This window comes from Streptomyces sp. NPDC017979 (assembly GCF_044328175.1).
Taxonomy (GTDB): Bacteria; Actinomycetota; Actinomycetes; order Streptomycetales; family Streptomycetaceae; genus Streptomyces.
In genome coordinates, this window is record NZ_JBIRGU010000003.1 from 138,014 (window position 1) to 160,349 (window position 22,336).

At 72.7% G+C, this 22,336-nt stretch carries 19 protein-coding genes; 8 read left to right on the forward strand and 11 right to left on the reverse strand.

The features are described 5' to 3' along the window. Position 1 precedes the first annotated feature (1 nt). From ACH4E8_RS10220 to ACH4E8_RS10240, 5 genes are all read right to left on the reverse strand, one after another. Positions 2 to 904 (reverse strand): carbohydrate ABC transporter permease, encoded by a 903-nt coding sequence (locus tag ACH4E8_RS10220; protein ID WP_398446330.1) that lies wholly within the window; start codon positions 902 to 904, stop codon positions 2 to 4. A 1-nt stretch (position 905) separates the two neighbouring features. After that, on the reverse strand, positions 906 to 1,847 hold the full coding sequence (locus tag ACH4E8_RS10225; RefSeq protein ID WP_361532489.1) for a sugar ABC transporter permease: 942 nt from the start codon (positions 1,845 to 1,847) through the stop codon (positions 906 to 908). Between the two features lie 16 nt (positions 1,848 to 1,863). Further along, complete coding sequence (locus ACH4E8_RS10230; RefSeq protein WP_398446332.1) at positions 1,864 to 3,201, reverse strand: ABC transporter substrate-binding protein; 1,338 nt, start codon at positions 3,199 to 3,201, stop codon at positions 1,864 to 1,866. A gap of 92 nt (positions 3,202 to 3,293) precedes the next feature. After that, positions 3,294 to 4,484 (reverse strand): ROK family protein, encoded by a 1,191-nt coding sequence (locus ACH4E8_RS10235; RefSeq protein ID WP_398447269.1) that lies wholly within the window; start codon positions 4,482 to 4,484, stop codon positions 3,294 to 3,296. A 330-nt stretch (positions 4,485 to 4,814) separates the two neighbouring features. Next, the gene (locus ACH4E8_RS10240) at positions 4,815 to 5,918 is read right to left on the reverse strand and encodes a mechanosensitive ion channel family protein (RefSeq protein WP_398446334.1); all 1,104 of its coding nucleotides are present in this window, start codon (positions 5,916 to 5,918) and stop codon (positions 4,815 to 4,817) included. A 367-nt stretch (positions 5,919 to 6,285) separates the two neighbouring features. Between ACH4E8_RS10240 and ACH4E8_RS10245 the strand changes: the two genes are divergently transcribed. Then, positions 6,286 to 6,852 carry an HNH endonuclease gene (locus tag ACH4E8_RS10245; protein WP_398446336.1) on the forward strand — a complete coding sequence of 189 codons (567 nt, stop codon included), beginning with the start codon at positions 6,286 to 6,288 and terminating at the stop codon, positions 6,850 to 6,852. A 30-nt stretch (positions 6,853 to 6,882) separates the two neighbouring features. Here ACH4E8_RS10245 and ACH4E8_RS10250 read toward each other — a convergent pair whose 3' ends face one another. Further along, positions 6,883 to 7,467: a helix-turn-helix domain-containing protein gene (locus ACH4E8_RS10250; protein ID WP_398446338.1), complete on the reverse strand. Its 585-nt coding sequence runs from the start codon at positions 7,465 to 7,467 to the stop codon at positions 6,883 to 6,885. Between the two features lie 91 nt (positions 7,468 to 7,558). Here ACH4E8_RS10250 and ACH4E8_RS10255 point away from each other — a divergent pair, with 91 nt between their 5' ends. Further along, positions 7,559 to 8,542 (forward strand): NAD(P)/FAD-dependent oxidoreductase, encoded by a 984-nt coding sequence (locus tag ACH4E8_RS10255; RefSeq protein WP_398446340.1) that lies wholly within the window; start codon positions 7,559 to 7,561, stop codon positions 8,540 to 8,542. 177 nt (positions 8,543 to 8,719) lie between these two features. Then, complete coding sequence (locus ACH4E8_RS10260) at positions 8,720 to 9,649, forward strand: class I SAM-dependent methyltransferase (RefSeq protein WP_398446343.1); 930 nt, start codon at positions 8,720 to 8,722, stop codon at positions 9,647 to 9,649. Positions 9,650 to 9,674: 25 nt separating this feature from the next. Here the strand turns inward: ACH4E8_RS10260 and ACH4E8_RS10265 are convergent, their stop codons facing one another. Continuing rightward, positions 9,675 to 12,620: a beta-N-acetylglucosaminidase domain-containing protein gene (locus tag ACH4E8_RS10265; RefSeq protein WP_398446345.1), complete on the reverse strand. Its 2,946-nt coding sequence runs from the start codon at positions 12,618 to 12,620 to the stop codon at positions 9,675 to 9,677. A gap of 186 nt (positions 12,621 to 12,806) precedes the next feature. On the opposite strand from ACH4E8_RS10265, the gene ACH4E8_RS10270 reads away from it, so the two are divergent. Both ACH4E8_RS10270 and ACH4E8_RS10275 read left to right on the forward strand, forming a co-directional pair. After that, positions 12,807 to 13,046 carry a hypothetical protein gene (locus ACH4E8_RS10270; protein WP_398446347.1) on the forward strand — a complete coding sequence of 80 codons (240 nt, stop codon included), beginning with the start codon at positions 12,807 to 12,809 and terminating at the stop codon, positions 13,044 to 13,046. A gap of 80 nt (positions 13,047 to 13,126) precedes the next feature. Beyond that, positions 13,127 to 13,360: a hypothetical protein gene (locus tag ACH4E8_RS10275; RefSeq protein ID WP_361532462.1), complete on the forward strand. Its 234-nt coding sequence runs from the start codon at positions 13,127 to 13,129 to the stop codon at positions 13,358 to 13,360. A gap of 447 nt (positions 13,361 to 13,807) precedes the next feature. On the opposite strand, the gene pepN is transcribed toward ACH4E8_RS10275, so the two are convergent. Beyond that, a complete protein-coding gene (gene pepN / locus ACH4E8_RS10280) occupies positions 13,808 to 16,390 on the reverse strand; it encodes an aminopeptidase N (protein ID WP_398446349.1) in 2,583 nt (860 codons plus the stop codon). Between the two features lie 152 nt (positions 16,391 to 16,542). On the opposite strand from pepN, the gene ACH4E8_RS10285 reads away from it, so the two are divergent. Then, a complete protein-coding gene (locus tag ACH4E8_RS10285) occupies positions 16,543 to 17,070 on the forward strand; it encodes a DUF1203 domain-containing protein (protein ID WP_398446351.1) in 528 nt (175 codons plus the stop codon). A 560-nt stretch (positions 17,071 to 17,630) separates the two neighbouring features. Here ACH4E8_RS10285 and ACH4E8_RS10290 read toward each other — a convergent pair. Then, on the reverse strand, positions 17,631 to 18,527 hold the full coding sequence (locus tag ACH4E8_RS10290; protein ID WP_398446352.1) for a LysR family transcriptional regulator: 897 nt from the start codon (positions 18,525 to 18,527) through the stop codon (positions 17,631 to 17,633). A gap of 115 nt (positions 18,528 to 18,642) precedes the next feature. Next, complete coding sequence (locus ACH4E8_RS10295; protein WP_398446354.1) at positions 18,643 to 19,107, reverse strand: SRPBCC family protein; 465 nt, start codon at positions 19,105 to 19,107, stop codon at positions 18,643 to 18,645. A 223-nt stretch (positions 19,108 to 19,330) separates the two neighbouring features. On the opposite strand from ACH4E8_RS10295, the gene ACH4E8_RS10300 reads away from it, so the two are divergent. Further along, a complete protein-coding gene (locus ACH4E8_RS10300; RefSeq protein ID WP_398446356.1) occupies positions 19,331 to 19,984 on the forward strand; it encodes a HEAT repeat domain-containing protein in 654 nt (217 codons plus the stop codon). Positions 19,985 to 19,990: 6 nt separating this feature from the next. Then, a complete protein-coding gene (locus ACH4E8_RS10305; protein WP_398446358.1) occupies positions 19,991 to 20,995 on the forward strand; it encodes a MerR family transcriptional regulator in 1,005 nt (334 codons plus the stop codon). An 84-nt stretch (positions 20,996 to 21,079) separates the two neighbouring features. Here the strand turns inward: ACH4E8_RS10305 and ACH4E8_RS10310 are convergent, their stop codons facing one another. Next, positions 21,080 to 22,114: an aspartate-semialdehyde dehydrogenase gene (locus ACH4E8_RS10310; protein ID WP_398446360.1), complete on the reverse strand. Its 1,035-nt coding sequence runs from the start codon at positions 22,112 to 22,114 to the stop codon at positions 21,080 to 21,082. Positions 22,115 to 22,336: the final 222 nt, after the last annotated feature.

Genomic DNA, 22,336 nt, shown 5'->3' on the forward strand with positions numbered 1-22,336 from the left:
CCTAGCCCTTCACTCCGGTCAGTGTGACGCCCTCGACGAACGCCTTTTGGGCGAAGAAGAAGACGAGGATCACAGGGGCCATGACCAGCACGGTCGCGGCCATGGTCAGGTTCCAGTTGGTCTGGTGCGCGCCCTTGAAGGACTCCAGGCCGTAGCTGAGGGTCCAGGCGGCGGGGTTCTCGGAGGCGTAGATCTGCGGACCGAAGTAGTCGTTCCAGGCGTAGAAGAACTGGAACAGCGCCACCGCGGCGATCCCCGGCTTCGCCATCGGCAGGACCACCTTCAACAGGGTCCGCACCTCGCCGCAGCCGTCGACCCGTGCCGAGTCCAGGTACTCGTCGGGGATGGTGAGCAGGAACTGCCGCAGCAGGAAGATGGAGAACGCGTCCCCGAACGCCATCGGGATGATCAGCGGCCACAGGGAGCCCGCGAGGTCCAGCTCCTTCGCCCAGAACAGGTACATCGGGATCACGACGACCTGCGGCGGCAGCATCATCATCGAGATGACCAGCATCATCGTCAGCCGCTGGCCGCGGAAGCGGAACTTGGCGAGGGCGTACGCCACCGGGATGGAGCTGACCACCGTCAGGACGGTACCGAGCCCCGCGTACAGCAGCGTGTTGCGCCACCAGGTCAAGAAGCCGGGGGTGTCCCACACCTTGACGTAGTTGTCCCACTCCCAGGTCCGCGGGATCAGGTCCCGCGTCAGCGCCTGCTGGTCGCTCATCAGACTGGTCAGCACGACGAAGACGAACGGCAGGACGAAGAACAGCGCGGCGGCGACGCCGAGCGCGTGGACGCCGATCCAGTGCAGCACCGCCTTGCGCCGGGCCGTGCGCGCGGCCGCCGACGGCGGGCCGCCGCCGCTGCGGGCGGCGGGCTTGCGGTCGATCACCTGGGCCATCTCAGTCACCCACCCGGACGAGGCCGCCGCGCCGACGCATCAGGAACGCGGTGAAGACCATGGAGAACGCGAACAGGACGAGGGCGAGGACCGCGGCGGCGCCGTAGTCGAAGCGCTGGAAGCCGATGTTGTAGATCAGCTGCGGCAGCGTCAGCGTCGACTTCTCGGGGTAGCCGGGCTCGAACTGCTGCCCGCTGCCGCCGATGATGCCGGACGCCACCTTCCCCGCGACCAGTGGCTGCGTGTAGTACTGCATCGTCTGGATCACGCCGGTGACCACGGCGAACAGCACGATGGGGGAGACGTTCGGCAGCGTCACGTACCTAAAGCGCTGGAAGGAGGAGGCGCCGTCCAACTCGGCCGCCTCGTACTGCTCCTTCGGCACGTCCAGCAGCGCCGCCATGAAGATCACCATCAGGTCGCCGATGCCCCACAGCGCGAGCATGGTGAGCGCCGGCTTGGACCAGGTGGGGTCGGTGAACCAGCCGGGGGCCGGCAGCCCGATCGACTCCAGGAAGGAGTTCACCGGCCCGGTGCCGGGGTTGAGCAGGAAGACGAAGGAGAGCGTGGCGGCGACCGGCGGCGCCAGGTACGGCAGGTAGAACAGGGTGCGGAAGACGCCGGCGCCGGTCTTGATCCGGGTGATCAACAGCCCGATGCCGAGGCCGAAGACGACCCGGCAGGAGACCATCACCACGACCAGCCACAGGGTGTTCTTCAGGGCCGGCCAGAAGAGCCGGTACTCGTTGAAGACGTAGGTCCAGTTCTCCACGCCGTTGGGGGTGGGCGGACGGAAGCCGTCGTACTGCATGAAGGAGAAGTAGACGGTCGAGATCAGCGGATAGGCGAAGAAGACGCTGAAGCCGATCAACCAGGGCGACAGGAAGGCCGCGGTTCGAAGCGCCGACCTGCGGCGCTTCGAACGCAGGGTGTGCGTGGCCATACGGGGTCCGGTCCCGCTACTTCTGCTTGGCGATGTCGGTGTCGATCTGCTGGGCCGTCTTCTCCAGACCGGCCTTCAGGTCCTTCACCTTCCCCGCCTCGTACCGGTACGCGAGGTCCTGGAACGTCACCTGGTACGCACCGCCGTCGACCTGCGCGGGCGTGGTGTTGGACTTGGGGTGCTTGGCGATGTCGATGAAGGTCTTGAACGCGGGGTCGAACTTCAGGTCGGGCGAGTCCAGCGCCTCGATGGTGGAGGGCACGTTGCGGATCCCGTTGGAGAACGCGACCACGGCCGCGGTGTCCGTGGTCATGTACTTCACCAGCTCCCAGGCCGCGTTCTTCTTCTCGCTGGTGGACGCTATGCCCATGATCGTGCCGGAGAGGTAGCCCTTGCCGTAGTCGGCCACCTGGTCGTCGGCGACCGGCAGCGGAGCGGTGCCGATCTCGAACTTCACCCCGGCGTCCTTGGCCATCCCCAGCCGCCACTCGCCGTCCAGCTGCATGGCGACCTTGCCCAGGTGGAAGGGGTGTTCGGCGCCCCATTCGTCACCGAAGGTGTTGCGGTACTTCTCCAGCTTCTGGAAGCCGCCGAGCTGGTCGATCAGCCCCTTCTGGTAGGTCATCATGTTGGCGAACGCCGGGTCCTTGGCGAGGTTCGACTTGCCGTCGGCGTCGAAGTACGTGGGCGACCACTGGGAGACGTAGTGGCTCGCGCTCGTCTCGTAGCCGTGGTACGTCGGCATGAAGCCGAGCTGCTGGTAGCCGTCGCCCTTGGGCTGGGTGAGCTTCTTGGCGACCTCGGCGAACTCGCTCCACGTCTTGGGCGGGGCCGTGATGCCCGCCTTCTTGAACGCGTCCTTGTTGTAGTAGAGGCCGTAAGCGTCGTTCAGCAGCGGCAGCGCGCACTGGTTGCCCTCGAACCGGGTGTAGTCCAGCAGGGGCTTGTGGAACACCTTGGTCGGATCGATCTTCGACTTCTCCAGGTACGTCTTGAGGTCCACGAAGGCGCCCGAGTCGCAGAACTTGCCGACGCTGTCGGTGGAGAAGGACGACACCACGTCCGGTGCGTTGGAACCGCCGGCCCGCAACGCCTGGTTGATCTTGTCGTCGGTCATGTTCTTGACGACCTTGACCTTGATGTTCTGGTGCGCCGCCTCGAAGCGCTTGACGTTCTCCTCGATCGCCTTGACCTCGCTGGGGGCCGACCAGCCGTGCCAGAAGGTGAGCGTGGTGTTGGCCTTGGGGTCGTCGTCCGAGCCGCTCTCGTTCGACCCCGTGCAGGCCGAGGCGAGCAGGGACAGTGCGGCGGTGGCGGCGAGCGCTGCCGCGGTCTTCCTCGTGCGTGTGGACATGGCGGTGTCTCCCTGTGGCAGGTGCCGGGTCGGGTGTCGGGAAGGGACGTGCCGTGGTGGTGCGCAGAAGGAGAAAGGCAGAAGGGGGGTGATCAGCGGGCGGTGGTGTCGAAGACCTCTTCGCGGGTGGCGGTCAGGGCGCTCTCCAACGCCCCGCGCAGCACCGGGTCTTCGGGTACGGAGGCCATCAGCAGCCGTGGTCTGGGGGCGGCCAGCTCGGTCAGCTCCGCCTGCACGCGGGCGCGCAGCGGCTCCCCGCCGGCGGTGATCGCCCGCCCGGCGAGGACGACGAGTTCGGGGTCGAGCACGGCGACGACGGAGGCGAGTCCGGTCGCCAGCGCGGTGGCGTACGCGTCCAGCAGGTCCCGGTAGGGCTGCTGCGCCGGGTCGGCGCGATGCTGGGGACCGGCGGCCAGGGCCGCGCGCTCCAGCAACGCGACGGCGACGTCCGTGTAGGGGCCGTCGCCGACGTCGGCCACGCCCAGGTCGCGCGCCAGCCGCGGCAGCACCTGCGCGCCGGCCAGCTCCTGGAACCCGCCGCCGTTGCTCTTGGTGACCTGGCGCATCAGCGGGGTGCCCGGCACCGGCAGGAAGCCGACCTCGCCAGCCCCGCCGGTGAAGCCGCGGTGCAGCCGGCCGCCGATGACGACGGCGCCGCCGAGCCCCTCCTCGTTCCACAGCAGGACGAAGTCCCGGTGGCCGCGGGCGGCGCCGATGCGCTGCTCGGCGACGGCGACGAGATTGACGTCGTTCTCGTACTCGAACGGCATCGGCAGCGCCGCCGCCAACTCGTCCAGCAGCGTCGCGGAGTGCCAGCCGGGCAGGTGGGAGGCGTACCGCAGCCGTCCGGTGGCGGGGTCGAAGGCGCCCGGGGTCCCGATGACGAGGCGGTGGACGTCGGCGAGGGTCAGCCCGGCCGCCTTCGCGGCGCCGTCCAGCGCGTCGGTGACCTGGCGCACCACGCTGGTGCTGCGCAGGCCGCGGGTCGCGAGCTCGTACTCCCCGACGACCGCGCCGGTGACGTCCGCGACGGCGGCGCGGATGCGCTGCGGGGTGACGTCGAGCCCGGCGGCGTGCCCGGCGGCGGGGTTGATCGCGTAGAGCTGGGCGCCGGGGCCGGGGCGGCCCTCCGTGGTGCCGGTGGCGACGACCAGACCGGCCTCCTCCAGCCGGACCAGGAGCTGGGACGCGGTGGGCTTGGACAGCCCGGTGAGCTTGCCGACCTTGGTACGGGACAGGGTGCCGTGCTCCAGCAGCAGATCGAGCGCGGCGCGGTCGTTCATCGCACGCAGCACGCGCGGTGTGCCGGGGGTGGTTCCGGGGGTGGCTCCGGCCACGACGGTTGCACCTGCCCTTCGGCCGCGGGGCCCAGCGGAGGTCAGTGGGCGCGCTGGACTGTTAGGAAAGTTTCCTAACAGGGCCTGAACGTATTCCGGTGGCCGTGCGGGCGTCAATGGCCGTCACGCGCGCGGCAATCAAAGCGTTACCTTCACCGCGCCGCCGTATGCATGAGAAGTCGCACGCGCGAGAAGTCGCACGTGCGGGACGCGGTGCGCACGAGGAAGCGGGCACCCGGTGCTGCCGGGTGCCCGCTTCGGGTGTGCTCGGAGGTGCTACTTCGTCAGGTTCGGCCCGGGCGCCGGTATCGGCGCGGTGGCCAGCGACTGCGGGGAGGTGGGGCTCGCCAGCGCGGACGGCGGGGCGACCGAAGCCGACGGGTCCGCGGCCGGCGCGGCCTGCTCCACCGGCGGCAGCCCGCCGACGATCTGGATGCCCGCCGCGTCGAAGGCGCGCTTGATCCGCCAGCGCAGCTCCCGCTCCACCGAGAGCGACTTGCCCGGCATCGTCTTGCCCGCGACCCGGATCGTCATCGACTCCAACAGCACCTCGGTCAGGCCCAGGGTCTCCACCGGGCCCCACAGCTGCTCGTTCCACGGCTCGGCCTTCGCCAGTTCGTCGGAGACCTCGCCGAGCACGCCGCGCACCCGGTCCAGGTCCTCCGTCGGCCGGACCGTGACGTCCACCGTCGCCGTCGCCCAGCCCTGGCTGAGGTTGCCGATCCGCTTGATCTCGCCGTTGCGGACGTACCAGATCTCGCCGTCGACCCCGCGCAGCTTGGTGACCCGCAGCCCGACCTCGATGACCTCGCCCGAGGCCACGCCCGCGTCGATGGAGTCACCGACGCCGTACTGGTCCTCCATGATCATGAAGACGCCGGAGAGGAAGTCGGTGACCAGGTTGCGCGCGCCGAAGCCGATCGCCACGCCCGCGACGCCCGCGGACGCCAGCAGCGGCGCGAGGTTGATCTCGAAGGCGCCGAGGACCATCAGCGCCGCGGTGCCCATGATGAGGAAGGACGCCACGGAGCGCAGCACCGAGCCGATGGCCTCCGACCGCTGCCGACGCCGCTCCGCGTTCACCAGCAGTCCGCCGAGCGCGGTGCCCTGCACCGCCTGGGCGGAACGGTTCATCCGCTCTATCAACTTCGTCAGCGCCCGGCGCACCAGGAACCGCAGCACCAGCGCGACGACGACGATCAGCGCGATCCGCAGGCTGGTGTTCAGCCAGGTGGACCAGTTCTGCTCCACCCATCCCGCGGCGTTCCCCGCCTTCTCCGCGGCCTCGTCGAGCGTGACGGGCGTCGACTCGGGCGTCGTCTCCGACGCGGGCGACGACGGGTCGGCGGCGAGGGCGAAGGATGACCAGATGGCGGTCACGGGGAGAACCTCCAGGCATGGCGTACGGGAGGCCAACCACCCTAACGGCGGCACCTCCTCCACTTGCTGTTCCGGGCGCGGGGAGAGAGAAGGCTCACCCGGGGTGCGTGCGCGGGGTGCCCGGAGGGTCACGTACGGCGATCGGCCGGTGATCCGTCCGGGATCGGGCGCGGGCCGACCCGGCACCGACCCGGGAACGGCCGTTCGTTGGAAGGGTGGGTTCCGTGGTGCGCGAGTGGTGTGGTTGAAAACACTCCCAGCCCGTTACCGCCATGTGGTGGCGCTCGGACCTGGGCTGAGGAGAGACTGAAGTACAGATCGTCCCGGCGCGAGCCACGCGTCGCCGGCGTACAAGGAGGCATCAACCGTGCCGCACGTCCTGGTCCTCAACGCGTCGTACGAGCCCCTCGGCGTCGTACCGCTCCGCCGCGCGCTCGTCCTCGTCCTGGAGAACAAGGCCCTCTGCCTGGAGGAGTCCGGCGCCTTCCTGCACAGTGCGACCCGTGTCGTCGCCGCGCCCAGCGTGGTCCGGCTGAAACGGTTCGTACGGGTCCCCTACCGGGGGCCCGTTCCACTGACCCGCAAAGCGCTCTTCGCCCGCGACGGCGGGCGTTGCATGTACTGCGGTGGCGTCGCAACCAGCGTCGACCACGTCATTCCGCGCAGCCGCGGCGGCCAGCACGTCTGGGACAACGTCGTCGCCGCCTGCCGCCGCTGCAACCACGTCAAGGCCGACCGGCACCTGCGGGAGCTGGGCTGGCGGCTGCGCCACCAACCGGCCCCGCCGTCGGGCCTCGCGTGGCGGATCATCGGCACCGGCCACCGGGACCCGCGCTGGCTGCCGTACCTGCAACCGTACGGAGCGGACGACGTGATGGCCCGGATAGACGGTGCACGGATCGACGGCGCACGGATGGACGGCGTTTCCGCCTGACACCGGCGCCGTTCGTCGTTTCGGCGGACCTCACGTCCGCGGGGCGGCGGGGCGGGCCCGCACGTGCATGCGTTCGCCCTGGCGGCCGAAGAGGTTGAGGACCTCGACGGGGGAGTCGCCCGCGGGTCCGAACCAGTGGGGGAGCCGGGTGTCGAACTCGGCGACCTCGCCCGGTTCCAGCACGATGTCGTGGTCGGCCACGAGGAGCCGCAGCCGGCCGGAGAGCACGTACAGCCACTCGTACCCCTCGTGCGTCACCGGCTCGGGCCGGTTCTGATCGGCCGGGATCACGGACTTCCACGCCTGGAGCGGGCCGGGGTGGGCGGTCAGCGGGATCATCGTGCGGCCGGCGTGGACGCGGGGCGCGAGGCGGACGCGCGGATCGCCGACGTCGGGTGCGCCGACGAGTTCGTCCAACGGGATCCGGTACGTCTGGGCCAGCGGCAGCAGCAGTTCCAGGCTGGGCCGGCGCTGGCCGGACTCCAGGCGGGACAGGGTGCTCTTGGAGATGCCGGTCGCCGCGGCCACGGCGGTCAGGGTCAGGTCCCGGCGGGTGCGGATGCGCTTGAGGCGGGGGCCGACCTCGGCCAGCGCGGTGGCGATGGGTTCGTCCATGGCCACAGCACACCGCCGATTCCCCATTCCGGCAACTTTGTTTGTCGTTTCGGCACGGCACCGCGCACGCTCTGCGGCGGAGGTGATCGCCGTGAACGAAGCGACGACGAAGCAGTACGAGAACGAGAACGACGGCAGCGACCGCGACCGCAGCGACTACGACGTGGTGGTCATCGGCGGCGGCGCGGCCGGACTCAGCGCCGCGCTGGTCCTCGGCCGGGCCCGGCGCCGGGTCGCGGTCGTCGACGCGGCCGAGCCGCGCAACGCGCCCGCCGCCCACATGCACGGCTACCTGTCCCGCGACGGCCTGCCGCCCGCGACCCTGCTCGAACTCGGCCGCACCGAACTCTCCGGCTACGGGGTGCGGCTCCGCACCGCCCGCGTGGACGACGTCCGGGCCGCCGCCCCCGGATTCGCCGTCCGCCTGGCGGGCGGCCCGCAGCTCACCACCCGCCACGTGGTGGTCGCGACCGGCCTGCGGGACGAACTGCCCGACCTGCCCGGCGTGCGGGAGCGCTGGGGCAAGGACGTGCTGCACTGCCCGTACTGCCACGGCTGGGAGGTCCGCGACCGCCCCCTCGGCGTCATCGCCAGCCAGCCCGGCTCGGTGCACCAGGCCCTGCTGGTGCGCCAGTGGAGCGACGACGTCGTCCTCTTCGCCAACGGCCTGGACCTGTCCGCGGAGGACCGCGAACGCCTCGCGGCGCGCGGGGTGCGCATCGTGGCGGGCGCGGTGGAGCGCATCGCCGTCGCGGACGGCCGCCTGCGCGGCGTCGAACTCGTCGACGGCCGTGCCCTGCCGCGCGCCGCGGTCTTCGTCGCCCCCCGCTTCGTCCCCCACGACGCCCTGCTGACCTCCCTCGGCGCCGCCGCGGAAGCCGGTTGGGTCACCACGGACCCCGCGGGCCGCACCAGCGTCCCCGGCGTCTGGGCGACCGGCAACGTCGTCGACCCCCGCGCCCAGGTCATCACCGCGGCGGGCGCGGGCGCGTCGCTGGCGTTCGCACTGAACGCGGAACTGGTGGAGGAGGACGTACGGGCGGCGGTCGCGGGAGCACGGGCGGAGGCCCCGTAGGAAGGGCCCGCGGGCGCGGCCCGAGGAAGATCGAACGCCAGGGATAGCCGCGGGTCGCCCGGGGAAAGGATCATCGAGGCCGGAGCCCTGTGCTCCGGTCGCACCGAGGCAAGCGCACGAACCCAGAGCACGTCCTTTCACGGCCCGCCGTACCGCTGACCGAAAGGCTCCCTCTCCTTGCGCGCACAGAACCTGGACACCGTCCGCGAACCGGCCCCCACCATGTGGGAGAAGTTCCCCGCCATCCAGCGGGGGCTCGATCGGCTGGAGCGCAGGCCCACCGCCTTCGGGCTGGTCATGTGGGCCGCCGGTCTGATGAAACCGGTCTTCATGGACCACGTGGTCACGCCGCAGCCCCGCGCCGAACTGGGTCCGGTGCGGGAGGTGTTGGAACGGGGGCGGGAGGAGTACGCGAAACGGCTGACCGGCTTCCTCGACCTCGCGGACCACCTCGGGCGCATCCCCGTCGACGGCAGGGAGCGGGGGACCAGCCCGTACTGGGGGAACACCTGGCTGCCGCCGCTGGACGCGCTCTCGCTCTACGGGGTGCTCGCGCAGACCAACCCGGCGCGGTATCTGGAGATCGGGTCCGGCAACTCCACCATGTTCGCCCGGCGGGCCGTCTCCGACCACGGGCTGGACACCCGGATCACGTCCATCGACCCGGCGCCGCGCGCCGAGATCGACGCCCTGTGCGACGAGGTGGTCCGGGTGCCGCTCCAGGACGCGGAGCACGACGTGTTCGAGGAGCTCCAGGCCGGGGACGTCGTCTTCCTCGACGGGTCGCACCGGCTGCACATGGGGTCGGACGTCATGGTCTTCTTCTTCGAGATCCTGCCGAAGCTGAAGTCCGGAGTGCTCATACAGGTGCACGACATCATGCTGCCCGCGGACTATCCGGAGTCCTGGCGCTGGCGGATGTACTCCGAGCAGTACCTGTTGGCGGCGCTGCTGACGTCCACGCCCGAGCGCTTCGACGTCCAACTGCCGAACGCCTTTCTCCACGGCGACCCCGAACTAGGGGCGATCCTGCGCCCGCTCTGGCAACAACTCGGCGTCACCCGGCACTTCCAACCCGCGTCCTTCTGGTGGCGGCACCAGCCCTGACGCACCCCACCCCGACGCGCCGCGCTCAGGGTGCCACCGCGTACGCCTCCACTGCGAAGAACGAGTAGCCGAAGCGCGTCGCGCGCTGGTCCCCCTGCACCCGGACGAAGCGGACGTCGGGGGCGTCCATCCGGACCGACTCCCGCCCGCCCGCGCCCACCGGCACCGTCGCCGCGTCACGCCACGTGCGGCCGTCGGACGAGACCTGGACGCGGTAGCGCGCGGCGTACGCGTCCTGCCAGTGCACGACGACCTGGCCCAGCCGCACCGGCGCGGCCAGTTCCGCCTGCCACCAGGCGCCGTCCTCGTACGGGGACGACCACCGGCTCCCCGCGTCGCCGTCCAGCGCGGCGGACGCGGGGAAGTCGGGCGTCTCGTCGCCGGAGGAGGACGCGGTCGTGCCGGGCAGCCGCAGCAGGTCGGGGCCGCCGGTGCGGGGGAAGGCGCGGACCGTGAGGGTCCGTTGTCCGCCGCCGAAGGACAGCGGGACGCGGTAGGTGCCAGCGGGCGCGTCCGGCGCGACCGTGACCTCGACGGGGACCGTCGCGGCCCGGCCGCGCGCCACGCCCGTCCCGTCGGGCACCTTCACGCTCACCCCGGCCGGCGCCTTCGCGATCAGGGCGCCGCGCGCGTCCGCGGGCCGCTGCGGGGTGAGGCGCACGTCCACGCGCTGCGGCCCGCCGCCTATCTCCGCGTCCGTCGGAGTGCGCGGCAGGTCGAGCCCGACCGCGGGCACGTCCGCGAACCACGGAACCACGGCCCGTACGCCCGTCGCCCCCACCACCCGCAGCGCGTCCGCGCGCAGCGCCTTCGCGGGCACTTGGGTCCAGCCGGTGGGGGACAGCTCGGCGACCGTGCGCCAGCCCTCGCCCGGGGCGCGGGCCTCCAGCCGACCGGTCGGCGCGCCCGCGGCCGTCGCCGCCGTCATCACCGTGACCGTGTCCAGCGGCCGTACGCGACCGAAGTCCACCACGCCCGTCGCGTCCTGCTCCTTCGCGACCCGGTCCGCGCCCGTCCACTGCGCGGCCTCCTGCACCGCACGGTCCACGAAGGGGCCCAACACGCCCTTGCCGACCACCGCGGGGCTCGCCGCCAACTCCCGGCGCAACGGCTCCAGCGCCAGCGAGGCCGCCCAGGCGGCTGCGCCGTCACCGCGCGCCTGGGCCTGGAGCAGTTCGACGGCGAGTTCGCCGGCCCGTCCGTAGCGGGCCAGTTGGTCCAGCCAGGGCCGCATCTCGTCGTCCAACCGGCCCTCCGCCGGGCCGGTGAGCTTGCCGGGGGCCTCCCGCGCCGCGGTGAACTGCGCCTTCAGCGCCGCCGCGGCCTCGTCCCGGTCCTTGTTGCCGGCGGCGCGGGTGCGCCAGAACGCGTCCAGCAGCGGCTGGAGGTGGCCGGACTCGGTGCCGTTCAACACGGACGAGGTGTGGTGGCCGGCGACCGCGCCCAGCGCCTCGCGCGCCGCACCGTCCCCGCCCGCGAGGTCGTCCAGGGCGGCCAGCCACGACTCCTGCGGCCGGTAGCCCTTCGGGTTCCACGCGTAGTCCGCGGCGGTGAACAGCGGGATGCGGGACGCGGACGCCTGCTCCATCGCGTTCGCCAGCAGCGCCGCCGAGCCCGCCGCCACCGCCGGGTCGCGGCCGGTGTACGGGCCGAGGAAGAGCCGGTCCTGCTCGTAGTCGTTCACGGGGTAGTTGTCCATCGTCACCAGCGGGTGCCCGAAGGCGGCGCGCGCCTTCGCCACGTCACCGCCGGTGATCGTCCGCGGCACCACCCCGACGCCGGTCCACGCCACCTGGACCCGCCCGTCCAACTCCTCGGCCAGCGTGCGCCGGTACGCCGTCTCCCCGTCCTGGTAGAACTCCGTCGGCATCAGCGACAGCGGCTCGGCGCCCGGGTGGCGCTCCGCCAGGTGCCGGGCGACCGCGTCCGCGACGCGCGCCTGCGCCCGCGCCGCCGCCTCGGGGCCGCGGCCGAACGCCTCCGCGTCCCGGCCGCAGTGCCACTCGCTGTAGCTGACGTCCTGGAACTGGAGCTGGAACGCGCGCACGCCCAACGCCCACATCGCGTCGACCTTCCGCGTCAGGGCGCGTACGTCCCCGTCGTCGGAGAAGCACATCTCCTGGCCCGGCGCGACCGCCCAGGCGAGCGTGACGTGATTGCGCCGCGCCCGCTCGGCCAACTCCCGGAACTCGGCCCGGGCCTCGGCGGGGTACGCGTCGCGCCAGCGCGCCTGCCGGAAGGGGTCGTCGCCCGGGGCGTACAGATAGCGGTTCTGCTTGGTGCGGCCCATGAAGTCGAGCTGGGCCAGCCGCTGCCGGTGGGGCCACGGCTCGCCGTAGAAGCCCTCCGTCGTGCCGCGGACCGCCGTGCCGGGCCAGTCGCGCACGGCGACCTCGGCGATCGTGCCGCGGCCGACGAGTTGGCGCAGGGTCTGGACGCCGTGGAACAGGCCGGCCGCGTCGACGCCGTCGACGGCGACCGTCACCCGGCCGTCGAGCCGGCCCGACGCGAGGCGGTAGCCGCCGGCGGGCAGACCCCCCGGCGCGGACGCGCCCGGGGCGAGCGCCCGCAGCGCGAGCTCCGCGCCGACGCCGCCGAGGTGCAGGACGGGGCCGCGGCCGCCGGGCGGTGCGGCGCGGGTGGAGGTCGTGCGCACGCCGGCGTCCCGCAGCACCCGGTGGGCCAGGTCCACGGCGTACGGATCGGCGGCCGCGTCCGCGACCACGCTCACTTCGCCGCCCAGCGGCAGCGCGGCACCGCGCGCCTTCATCGACTGTGGGCGGGGCCACACGGAGGGCGGGGCGGCGGCGGACGCGGGGACGGTCGTGGCCCGGGGCGCGCTGCCCGGCGCGGCGGGCTGGGCGACCGCGGTCCCCTGACCGCCGCCGAGGAGTCCGCCGACCACTGCGACGGCGAGGGCGGTGGCCCGTCGCCTCCCGCTTCCGCGCGTGAACCGCACGCCGTCACCCATCACGCATCACTCCGAGGTCTCTGAACGGTAACGAGCCCATCACCCTGGCTGGGACGTGTCAACGGAGCTGGGCGATCTGCGGCTTATGCGTGTGAGGGCGAGGTGCGGCGGAGTCCGGGGGTCTGGGATCGCTTCCCCTGGGTAGGCGCGGTCCGAACCGTTACCGTCCTTCGAGGAGTGACGATCATGACCGCGCCCGCCGCCCACCTGCTGCTCTCTGCCCTGACCCACCCGGTCCCGGCGCCCGACTTCGACCTCGGCCCCGGTCCCGGCCCCGAGGACTACCCCGCGCCGCTGACGAGCGAGCCGCCGCTACCCGGTCCCGTACCGCTCACCAGCGAGCCGCCGCTGGTCGACATCCCCTCGCTGACCAGCGAGCCCACGGCGCACGGCGTCTGGGCGGGGGGTCCGGGCCCGGGGGCGTGACCGGGCCGCGGCGGGTCCGTGCGGCACGTATGGCACCCCCGGGCGCGCGCCCCCCGAAGCCGTTCGCTACGTTGGTCACCGTGGACAAGAAGAACGCTCTGCGCGCCGGCACCGTCGCGGCCGGTACGACGCTGATGATGCTGCTCCTGTCGTCGCCCGCGCTGGCGCTGACCCGCGACGACGGTGACGACCCGGGTCCCGGCCTGAGCGTGGCCGAGACGCTGGGCCTCTTCGTCTTTCTCCCCCTGGCGATCTTCCTGGCGATCACCTTCGCCGTCATGATCCTGGACAAGTCCCGCAAGCCCCAGAACTAACGCGCGTTCGCTTCTCGAACCGGCCCGGTCGTGCCTTGCGACCGGGTCGTTTTGCGTGTGCCCCGTGTGCGGTTCCTGCGGGTGCGTTGGTCTCTGCGGCCCGGTGGTGGGCTGTTCGCGCAGTTCCGCCCCCCCCCATGCCCAGAGGGCATGGGGGACCCCAGCGCCCCCAAACCCCTGCCCCGGCCCGCAGGCAAGTGACGGGGGCAGCGAAGCAGGGGCGCTGGGGGTCCCCCCGTGCCCGCAGGACACAGGGGGCGGAACTGTGCGAACAACCACAGACGGGCCGCAGTCGGGGTACGGGCGTTAGTGCTACGGCGCGTGGCCGGGGCCTCAGCGTTCTCAAAGACCGCCCCAGCGCCCCTGCGTAAGACCGCTCCCGCGACGGCAGGGCCCCGAAAAGGGGCGGGCCCCCGGAGCGGGAGGCTCCAGGGGCCCGGGTGGGGGTCAGGCGCGGGAAGCCTCGTCCGCGGCCTGGGCGCGGAGGGCGCGGTCGACGCCAGCGCGCGACTCCAGCACCAGACGCCGCAGCGCGGCGTTCGGCTCCGCCGACGCCAGCCACGCGTCCGTCGCCGCCAGCGTCGCCGGCGACACCTGGAGCGACGGGTAGAGCCCGATCGCCACCTGCTGCGCCATCTCGTGGCTGCGGGACTCCCACACGCCCTTGACCGCCGCGAAGTACTTCTCCGCGTACGGCGCCAACAGCTCCCGCTGGTCCGTCTGGACGAAGCCCGCGATCACCGCCTCCTGCATCGCGTTCGGCAGGTCGTCGCGGTCCACGACCGACGCCCACGCCTCGGCCTTCGCCTCCGCCGTCGGCCGCGCGGCGCGCGCCGTCGCCGCGTGCCGCTCGCCCGCCGCGGTGCGGTCCCGCTCGTACTCCGCGGCGATGCCCGCCTCGTCCAGTCGGCCCGTCGCCGCCAGCCGCTCCACCAGCGTCCAGCGCAGCTCGGCGTCGACGGTCAGGCCGTCGACGGTCTCGGTGCCGTCCAGCAGCGCGCGCAGCAGGTCGAGCTGGTCGTCCGTACGGGCCGCGCCCGCGAACGCCCGCGCCCACGCGAGCTGGTGGTCGCTGCCCGCCGCGGCCGCACGCAGCCGCTCCTGCGCCTCCCGCGCCCAGGTGTCCAGCAGCGCCGGCCGCGCGGCCGGCGCCGCGTACAGGTCGATCGCCAGCTTCACCTGGCGGTGCAGCGACTGCACCACGCCGATGTCGGTCTCCTTGCCGATGCCGGACAGCACCAGCGAGACGTAGTCGCGGGTCGCCAGCTCGCCGTCGCGCGTCATGTCCCACGCGGACGCCCAGCACAGCGCGCGCGGCAGGGACTCGACGAAGTCGCCCAGGTGCTCGGTGACGACCTTCAGCGACGCCTCGTCGAGCCGGACCTTCGCGTACGACAGGTCGTCGTCGTTCAGCAGGATCACCGCGGGACGCCGGGTGCCCGCCGGGAACGGCACGTCCGTCAGCTCGCCGTCGACGTCCAGTTCGATGCGGTTCGTCCGCACCAGCCGGCCGTCGCCGTCCAGGTCGTAGCAGCCGATCGCGATCCGGTGCGGACGCAGCGTCGGCTCGCCCGTCGCCCCCGCCGGCAGCGCCGGGGCCTCCTGGCGCACCGCGAAGGAGGTGACGACGCCGTCGGCGTCCGTCTCGACCTCGGGGCGCAGCACGTTGATGCCCGCGGTCTCCAGCCACTTGCTGGACCAGGTCTTCAGGTCGCGTCCGGAGGTCTCCTCCAGCGCGCCCAGCAGATCGCTCAACCGGGTGTTGCCGAAGGCGTGCGCCTTGAAGTACGCCTGGACGCCGCGGAAGAACTCGTCCTCACCGACGTACGCCACGAGCTGCTTCAGCACGCTCGCGCCCTTGGCGTACGTGATGCCGTCGAAGTTCACCAGGACGTCGTCCAGGTCCCGGATCTCGGCCATGATCGGGTGCGTGGACGGGAGCTGGTCCTGACGGTACGCCCAGGTCTTCATGGAGTTCGCGAACGTCGTCCACGAGTGCGGCCAGCGCGAGCCGGGCGCCGCGGCCTGGCAGGCGATGGAGGTGTAGGTGGCGAACGACTCGTTCAGCCACAGGTCGTTCCACCACTCCATGGTGACCAGGTCGCCGAACCACATGTGGGCCAGCTCGTGCAGAATCGTCTCCGCGCGCACCTCGTACGCGGCGTCCGTCACCTTCGAGCGGAAGACGTACTGGTCGCGGATGGTCACCGCGCCCGCGTTCTCCATCGCGCCGGCGTTGAACTCCGGCACGAAGAGCTGGTCGTACTTGGCGAAGGGGTACGGGTAGTCGAACTTCTCCTGGAACCACGCGAAGCCCTGCCGGGTGACCTCGAAGATCGCGTCCGCGTCCAGGTGCTCCGCCAGCGACGGCCGGCAGTAGATGCCCAGCGGGACGGTCTGCCCGTCCTGCTCGTAACTGCTGTGCACCGAGTGGTACGGGCCGACGATCAGGGCCGTGACGTACGTCGACATCCGCGGCGTCGGCTCGAAGCGCCACACGTCGCCCCCGGGGCCCGTCGGCTCGGGCGTCGGCGAGTTCGAGATCACGGTCCAGCCCTGCGGGGCCTTCACGGTGAACTGGAACGTCGCCTTCAGGTCCGGCTGCTCGAAGTTCGCGAAGACCCGGCGCGCGTCCGGCACCTCGAACTGGGTGTACAGGTACGCCTGCTCGTCGACCGGGTCGACGAAGCGGTGCAGGCCCTCGCCGGTGTTCGTGTACGCGCAGTCCGCGACGACCGTCAGCTCGTTCGGGCCCTGCGGCAGGTGCTTCAGGTCGATCCGGGAGTCCCGGAAGACGGCGGCGACGTCGAGGACGTTGCCGTTCAGGACGACCTCGTGCACGGCGGGCGCCACCAGGTCGATGAAGGTGTGCGCGTTCGCCTCGGCACAGTCGAAGCGGACCGTGGTCACCGAGCGGTACATGCCGCCCTGCTGCGCCCCGCTCAGATCGAGGTCGACCTCGTACGAGTGGGTGGTGAGCAGGCGCGCCCGCTGCTGCGCCTCTTCGCGGGTCAGATTCGTGCCAGGCACGCGGTGTCTCCTCGGATATATGTGGTGTTTGCGGCCATCCTTCCATGGCGGGTGCGGTGCCGGCGTGTGAGTATCCGCCGGGCCGTGACCTGGGGCAATGCGACGTCCGAATCCCGCCGGACGGGGAGGGCGGGGTGGGGGAGGCTCGTCGCATGACGACGACGACCGCCTCTGCGGCCCCCACCACCCACCGCCCGCTGCCGATCGGGGCCGGTGCCCTCGCGGAACTGCGTGCCACCGACGACGCGGGGCGCCCCTGCGTCCCCTTCACCGACGACCGCGGCGGGCGACCCCTGCGGTGCTGCCTGCGCGGGAGCGAACAGGGCGACTCCATCGCGCTGGTGTCGTACGCCCCGCTGCGGCGCTGGGCAGCGGAGCGGGGGGCGCGGCCCGGTGCGTACGACGAGCAGGGCCCGGTCTTCATCCACGCGCAGGAGTGCGGGGGGCCGGTGGAGGGGCCGGAGGGGTACCCCTTCGCCCGAACGGGCGCGCTGCGGGTGCTGCGCAAGTACGACGCGCAGGGCCGCATCGTCGGCGGCCGGATGCTGGAGCTCCCGGCGGACCCGGACGCGGCCATCGGCCGGGCGCTGGGCGAGGCGTTCACCGAGGAGGGCGTGGTGCTGGTGCACGTGCGTGCGCTGGAATTCGGCTGCTTCCTCTTCGAGGCGCGGAAGGGGTAATGCGGGTTCGCACCGCGGGTGTGCGGGGCGGGTTCGCGCCGCGGTTGCACCGTGCCGGGTACGCGGTCACGGCGTCTGCGGCCCGGTGGTGGGCTGGTCGCGCAGTTCCCCGCGCCCCTGTTTCGCTTCCCCTGCCGCAAGTCTGCGGGCCGATGGGCCTCGCGCCCCGGGGAGTTCTCCTCCAGTCCGCAGACGAAGGCCGGGGGGAGCACATCAACGGCGCTGAGGGTCCTCCATGCCCTCTGGGCATAGGGGGCAGAACTGCGCGCCGAGCCCACCGCCAGGCCGCAGGCTTGAGACCGGGGGGAGGCGAAACAGGGGCGCGGGGAACTGCGCGAACAGCCCACCACCGGGCCGCAGACGCCGTGAACGCGTACCTGCTACGGCGCGACCGCGGTCCTTCGGGGGCGCACGCGGGGAACTGCACGACCAGCCGACCGCCAGGCCGCAGACGCCGTGACCACGCACCCGGCACGGTGCAACCGCGGTCTTCCGGGGGCGCAGGGGAGGAACTGCGCGTTGGGGCGACGGAAGCTCCGAACCCACCCGCCCGGAGGGCGCTACGCCGCGGCCAGGTTGCGCGTCGGAGCGGTCAGGGCCGTGGCGAACGCTTCGATCAGGGGGGTCGATGCGCCGCGGCGCCAGACGAGGGCCAGGGACGCCGGCGGGAGGCCGTCCACCGGGACGAACGTGACGCCATCGCGGGCGTACCGCTCCGCGGACGCGCGGCACAGCAGCATCGTGCCGACGCCCGCGCCCACCAGCGTCAGGCCCTCCTGGACCGTGGACGCCACCGGGCCGTCCCCGCCGCCCGGGGCCCGCGCCGCGCGCCAGTACGCGGGGGCGGGTGCGGCCGGGGAGATCAGGCGTGCGGTGGGCAGGGCGGCGGCGGGCAGGGAGGGCAGCGAGGCGTACGGGTGGGCGGTGCACATCGCCAGGGACTGCTGCTGCGCGGCGAAGGCCGGGCCGACCTCAAGGTCCGGTTCCTCGACCGGCAGCAGCACGACCGCCGTGTCCACCTCGCCGCGGCGCAGCGCCCCGAAGGGGTCCGCCAGCGGCACTTCCGTGACCTGCGTCTCCGTCTGCGGCCACGCCTCGCGGAACGCGGCGACCGCCCGCGTCAGCTCGCCGTCCGCCGCGCACTGGAAGCCGATCCGCAGGGTGCCCGTGCGGTTCCCGGCCGCATCCCGCGCCGCCTCCCGGGCCGCTTCGACCACCGACTCCAGGTGCTCGTACGCCGGGCGAAGCTCCGTGAGGAAGCGTTCGCCGAAGGGGGTCAGGCTCACGCGTCGGCTGGTCCGCTCCACCAGACGGACTCCGATCCGGCGCTCCAGCGCAGCGAGGAGCTGGCTGACCCGGCTCTGCGTGATGTACAACCGCCGCCCGGTGCGTCCGAAGTGCAGTTCCTCGGACAGCACGATGAAGCAGCGCAGCTCGTGCGTCTCCAACCCGCTCACCCGTCCGACCTCCGGTCGATGCCTAGATGCCCAACGCCCCGCCCGGAGAAGGACGAGGTCGTCTTCATTGTTCCCCGCGGGCGCTCGACAAAGGCTTGAACACCTGTCCGCAGGCTTAGACACCGGTGACGTGCGCCGCCAGATTGGCCAGTGAGGAGCCGAGCCCCGCCTCGTGGTCGGCCCTGCTGATGCCGGGCGGCACGTCGGCGGCGGTGACGGTCACCTCGGTGCCGGCGTCGACCGCGGCCAGCGCCCAGGTCAGCGTGATGACGCCGGCGTACGCCGGGTCGTCGGCCTCGAACTCCGCCCGCTGCACCACGCGTTCGGCCGGCACCAGGTCGACGAAGCCGACCTCGACGACGTCCGTCGCGTCCGACGACTTGCCCGGGCTGTCGGTGGGGTCGAGATAGGTGAGGACCATCCGGAATCCGCCACCGGGCCGCGGGTCCCAGCGCTCGATCCGCCCGCTCATGCCCTCCGGCGGCAGCCACGCCTCCAGGGCGGCGGGGTCGAGCAGCGCTTCGTAGACGGCCGCCGGAGATGCGGCGATGACCTTGCTGACACGGTCCGTTCGGCTCATGACCCGAACCTACGGGGATGCGCAGCAGGTCGCTCGCGGGCGGCCCGGTCATCACGCGACGGGCCGCAGGCATCGCACCTGCGCGAGCGACCCACCACCGGCCGCAGACGCGACAACCCCGCCCGCCGCACGGCGAAACCGTGGCGCCGGCCGGGCGCACGAGGACACCGCTTGACCTTGACACGGTGGCAAGCTCTTCACTGGGGGCAAGGAGGTGGTCCGGATGACCGCAGAGATGGGGCGGGCGCTCGGGGCGCTCGGGGACGGCGACGCGTCCGTACGGCTGCGCGCCGCGCTGGCGATCGGTACGAACCCCCACGCCGCCGCCGTGGACCCGCTCGTGGCGCGGTGCGCGGTCGAGCCGGAGTTCTCCGTACGGGAGATGCTGACGTGGGCGCTCACCCGCCACGACCCGGCCGCGACCGTCCCCCGGCTGCTGCCCGAACTCCGCTCGCCGCTCGCCCGGGCCCGTAGCCAGGCGCTGCACACCCTGTCGAAGATCGGCGACCCGCGGACCTGGCCGTCGATCACCCGGGACCTGCTGCTGGACGCCGACGACGAGGTGGCGCGGGCCGCCTGGCGGACCGCGGTCGCGTTGGTGCCCGACGGCGGGGAGCACGCGCTCGCCGAGGTGCTGACGACGCAGTTCGCCCGCGGCAGCCGGGAGACCCGGCTCAGCCTCAGCCGGGCGCTGATCGGACTGGGCGAAGGGGTGCTGCCGCTGCTGCACGCCGCGGCGCAGCACCCCGACCCGGCCGTGCGCGCCCACGCGACCGCCACCGAGCAGCTCTACCGAGACCCGGAAGCTGGCTTCACGCTGGCGGTCGAGGAGGCCAAGCGCGTCGCGGTCCTCGGCCCCGACGGCGCGCAGGGGTGAGGGACCGTGCTGATCGGTGAGGTGGCGCGGCGGTCCGGGGTCAGCGCCCGGATGCTGCGCCACTACGAATCCCTCGGCCTGGTGCGGCCGGCCGAGCGCACCGACGCCGGCTACCGCGAGTACTCCGGCGCGGACATCGAGCGCATCTTCCACATCGAGAGCCTGCGGTCCCTCGGGCTGTCGCTGCACGAGGTCAAACGGGCGCTCGACGACCCCGGCTTCACGCCGTCGGAGCTGGTCGAGGACCTCGCCCGGCGGACCCTGGAACGCATCGCGGCGGAGACGGAGCTGCTCGCCCGGCTGCAACGGATCGAGGCCGCCGAACCCACCGGCTGGGAGGAGGTCCTCCAGGTCGTCGCCCTGCTCCAGGCGCTGGACTCGGAGAGCGCCGGCAAGCGCCAGCGCGCCGCCCTCACCGCGGTCGCCGAAGCCCCGGTGCCGGTGGAGGGCCTGGTGGACTCGGTGCTCGGGGAGAGCGATCCGAACGTGGCCGGGGCGCTGCGGTGGGCCCTTGCGCAGTCCGGCGAGCGGGGGCTCGCGCTGCTGGCGAAGGGCCTGCGCTCGCCGGTGGCCGAGGTGCGCGAGCGGGCCGTGCAGTCCATCGCCGAGTTCTCCGAGGGTGCGGCGACCGCGCTGCTGCGGGACGCCCTCGCCCACCCGGACGCCGCGGTCCGGCGCCGGGCCGCGCCGGTGCTCGCCGCCCGCGGGGCGACCGAGGCCGTGCCCACCCTCGTCGACATGGTCGTCGAAGGGACGAACGACGTCGACGCGGCCGATGCGCTGGGCACGCTCGCACACGGCCCCGACGGGGCGGAGCTGATCGCCGCCGCGCTCGTCGACCGGCTGGCCGCCACCCGCGGGGACCCGGCCGGGCGGCGACGGCTGACGCAGGCGCTCGCGGACGTCCCCGGCGCCACCGCGGCGCGCGCGCTCGTCGAGCTGACGCAGGACGCGGACCGCGCCGTCGCGCTCACCGCCGCGTACGTCCTGGAGCTGCGCGGCGGGCGGTGACGTGCCCGTACGCCCCCGGGCACGCGTCGGCCCCGCACCCGTGCACCGGGGCGGGGCCGACCGTCCGTCAATGCGGCGCGGTGCCTACTTCTGTGCGGACAGCTCGTCCGCGACCAGCTCCGCGATCTGCACGGCGTTCAGCGCCGCGCCCTTGCGCAGGTTGTCGCCCGAGACGAACAGCGCGAGGCCGTGCTCCACGGTCTCGTCGACCCGCAGCCGGCCCACGTACGACACGTCCTTGCCCGCCGCCTGGAGGGGGGTCGGGATCTCGGAGAGCTCCACGCCCGGCGCCTCGGCCAGCAGCTCGTAGGCGCGCTCCACGCTCAGCGGCCCGGCGAAGCGGGCGTTGATCTGGAGCGAGTGGCCGGTGAAGACCGGGACGCGCACGCAGGTGCCGGAGACCTTCAGCTCCGGCAGCTCCAGGATCTTGCGGGACTCGTTGCGGAGCTTCTGCTCCTCGTCCGTCTCGAAGGAGCCGTCGTCGACGACGTTGCCGGCGAGCGGCAGCACGTTGAAGGCGATGGGGCGCTTGTAGACGCCGGGCTCGGGGAAGGAGACCGCGTCGCCGTCGTGGGTGAGGGCCGCCGCCTCCTCCACGGTCTGCTTCACCTGGCCGTCCAGCTCGGCGACGCCGGCCAGCCCGGAGCCGGACACGGCCTGGTAGGTGGTGGCGACCAGGGAGGTCAGCCCGGCCTCCAGCGTCAGCGGCTTGAGCACCGGCATCGCGGCCATGGTGGTGCAGTTCGGGTTGGCGATGATGCCCTTGGGGCGGTCCTTGACCGCGTGCGGGTTCACCTCGGAGACGACCAGCGGGACCTCGGGGTCCATCCGCCACGCGGACGAGTTGTCGATCACGACCGGGCCCTGCCCCGCGACCTTCTCCGCCAGCGCGCGCGAGGTGGCGCCGCCCGCCGAGAACAGGACGATGTCGAGCCCGCTGTAGTCGGCGACGGAGGCGTCCTCGACGGTGATCTCCCGGCCCTCCCACGTGATGGTGGAGCCGGCGGAGCGGGCGGATGCGAACAGCCGCAGCTCCTCGGCGGGGAACTTGCGCTCCGCGAGGATCCTGCGCATGACCGTGCCCACCTGACCGGTGGCTCCGACGATTCCGACCCTCACGGAAGACTCCTTCGTACGTTCTGATCTGCGAGATCCACGTTGATCCGCTGGCGACGGGTGCCGCTCCATGATGCGTGTCCCCACGGCCGGCTTGTCCAGTCCATTGTCCAAGGGGCGGAACATGTGACGAGTCGAACATTTCGGGGCCGGGCACGAGGGGGACGCAACGGGGGAGGGGCGGGCGCCGTCGCCGGCACCCGCCCCTCCTGGCCGATCCGTCAT

Coding starts and splice junctions, on each gene's coding strand:
- ACH4E8_RS10220 (WP_398446330.1), bottom strand. CDS start 904: ATGGCCCAGGTGATCGACCGCAAGCCCGCCGCCCGCAGCGGCGGCGGC.
- ACH4E8_RS10225 (WP_361532489.1), bottom strand. CDS start 1,847: ATGGCCACGCACACCCTGCGTTCGAAGCGCCGCAGGTCGGCGCTTCGA.
- ACH4E8_RS10230 (WP_398446332.1), bottom strand. CDS start 3,201: ATGTCCACACGCACGAGGAAGACCGCGGCAGCGCTCGCCGCCACCGCC.
- ACH4E8_RS10235 (WP_398447269.1), bottom strand. CDS start 4,484: ATGAACGACCGCGCCGCGCTCGATCTGCTGCTGGAGCACGGCACCCTG.
- ACH4E8_RS10250 (WP_398446338.1), bottom strand. CDS start 7,467: ATGGACGAACCCATCGCCACCGCGCTGGCCGAGGTCGGCCCCCGCCTC.
- ACH4E8_RS10265 (WP_398446345.1), bottom strand. CDS start 12,620: ATGGGTGACGGCGTGCGGTTCACGCGCGGAAGCGGGAGGCGACGGGCC.
- ACH4E8_RS10270 (WP_398446347.1), top strand. CDS start 12,807: ATGACCGCGCCCGCCGCCCACCTGCTGCTCTCTGCCCTGACCCACCCG.
- ACH4E8_RS10285 (WP_398446351.1), top strand. CDS start 16,543: ATGACGACGACGACCGCCTCTGCGGCCCCCACCACCCACCGCCCGCTG.
- ACH4E8_RS10295 (WP_398446354.1), bottom strand. CDS start 19,107: ATGAGCCGAACGGACCGTGTCAGCAAGGTCATCGCCGCATCTCCGGCG.
- ACH4E8_RS10300 (WP_398446356.1), top strand. CDS start 19,331: ATGACCGCAGAGATGGGGCGGGCGCTCGGGGCGCTCGGGGACGGCGAC.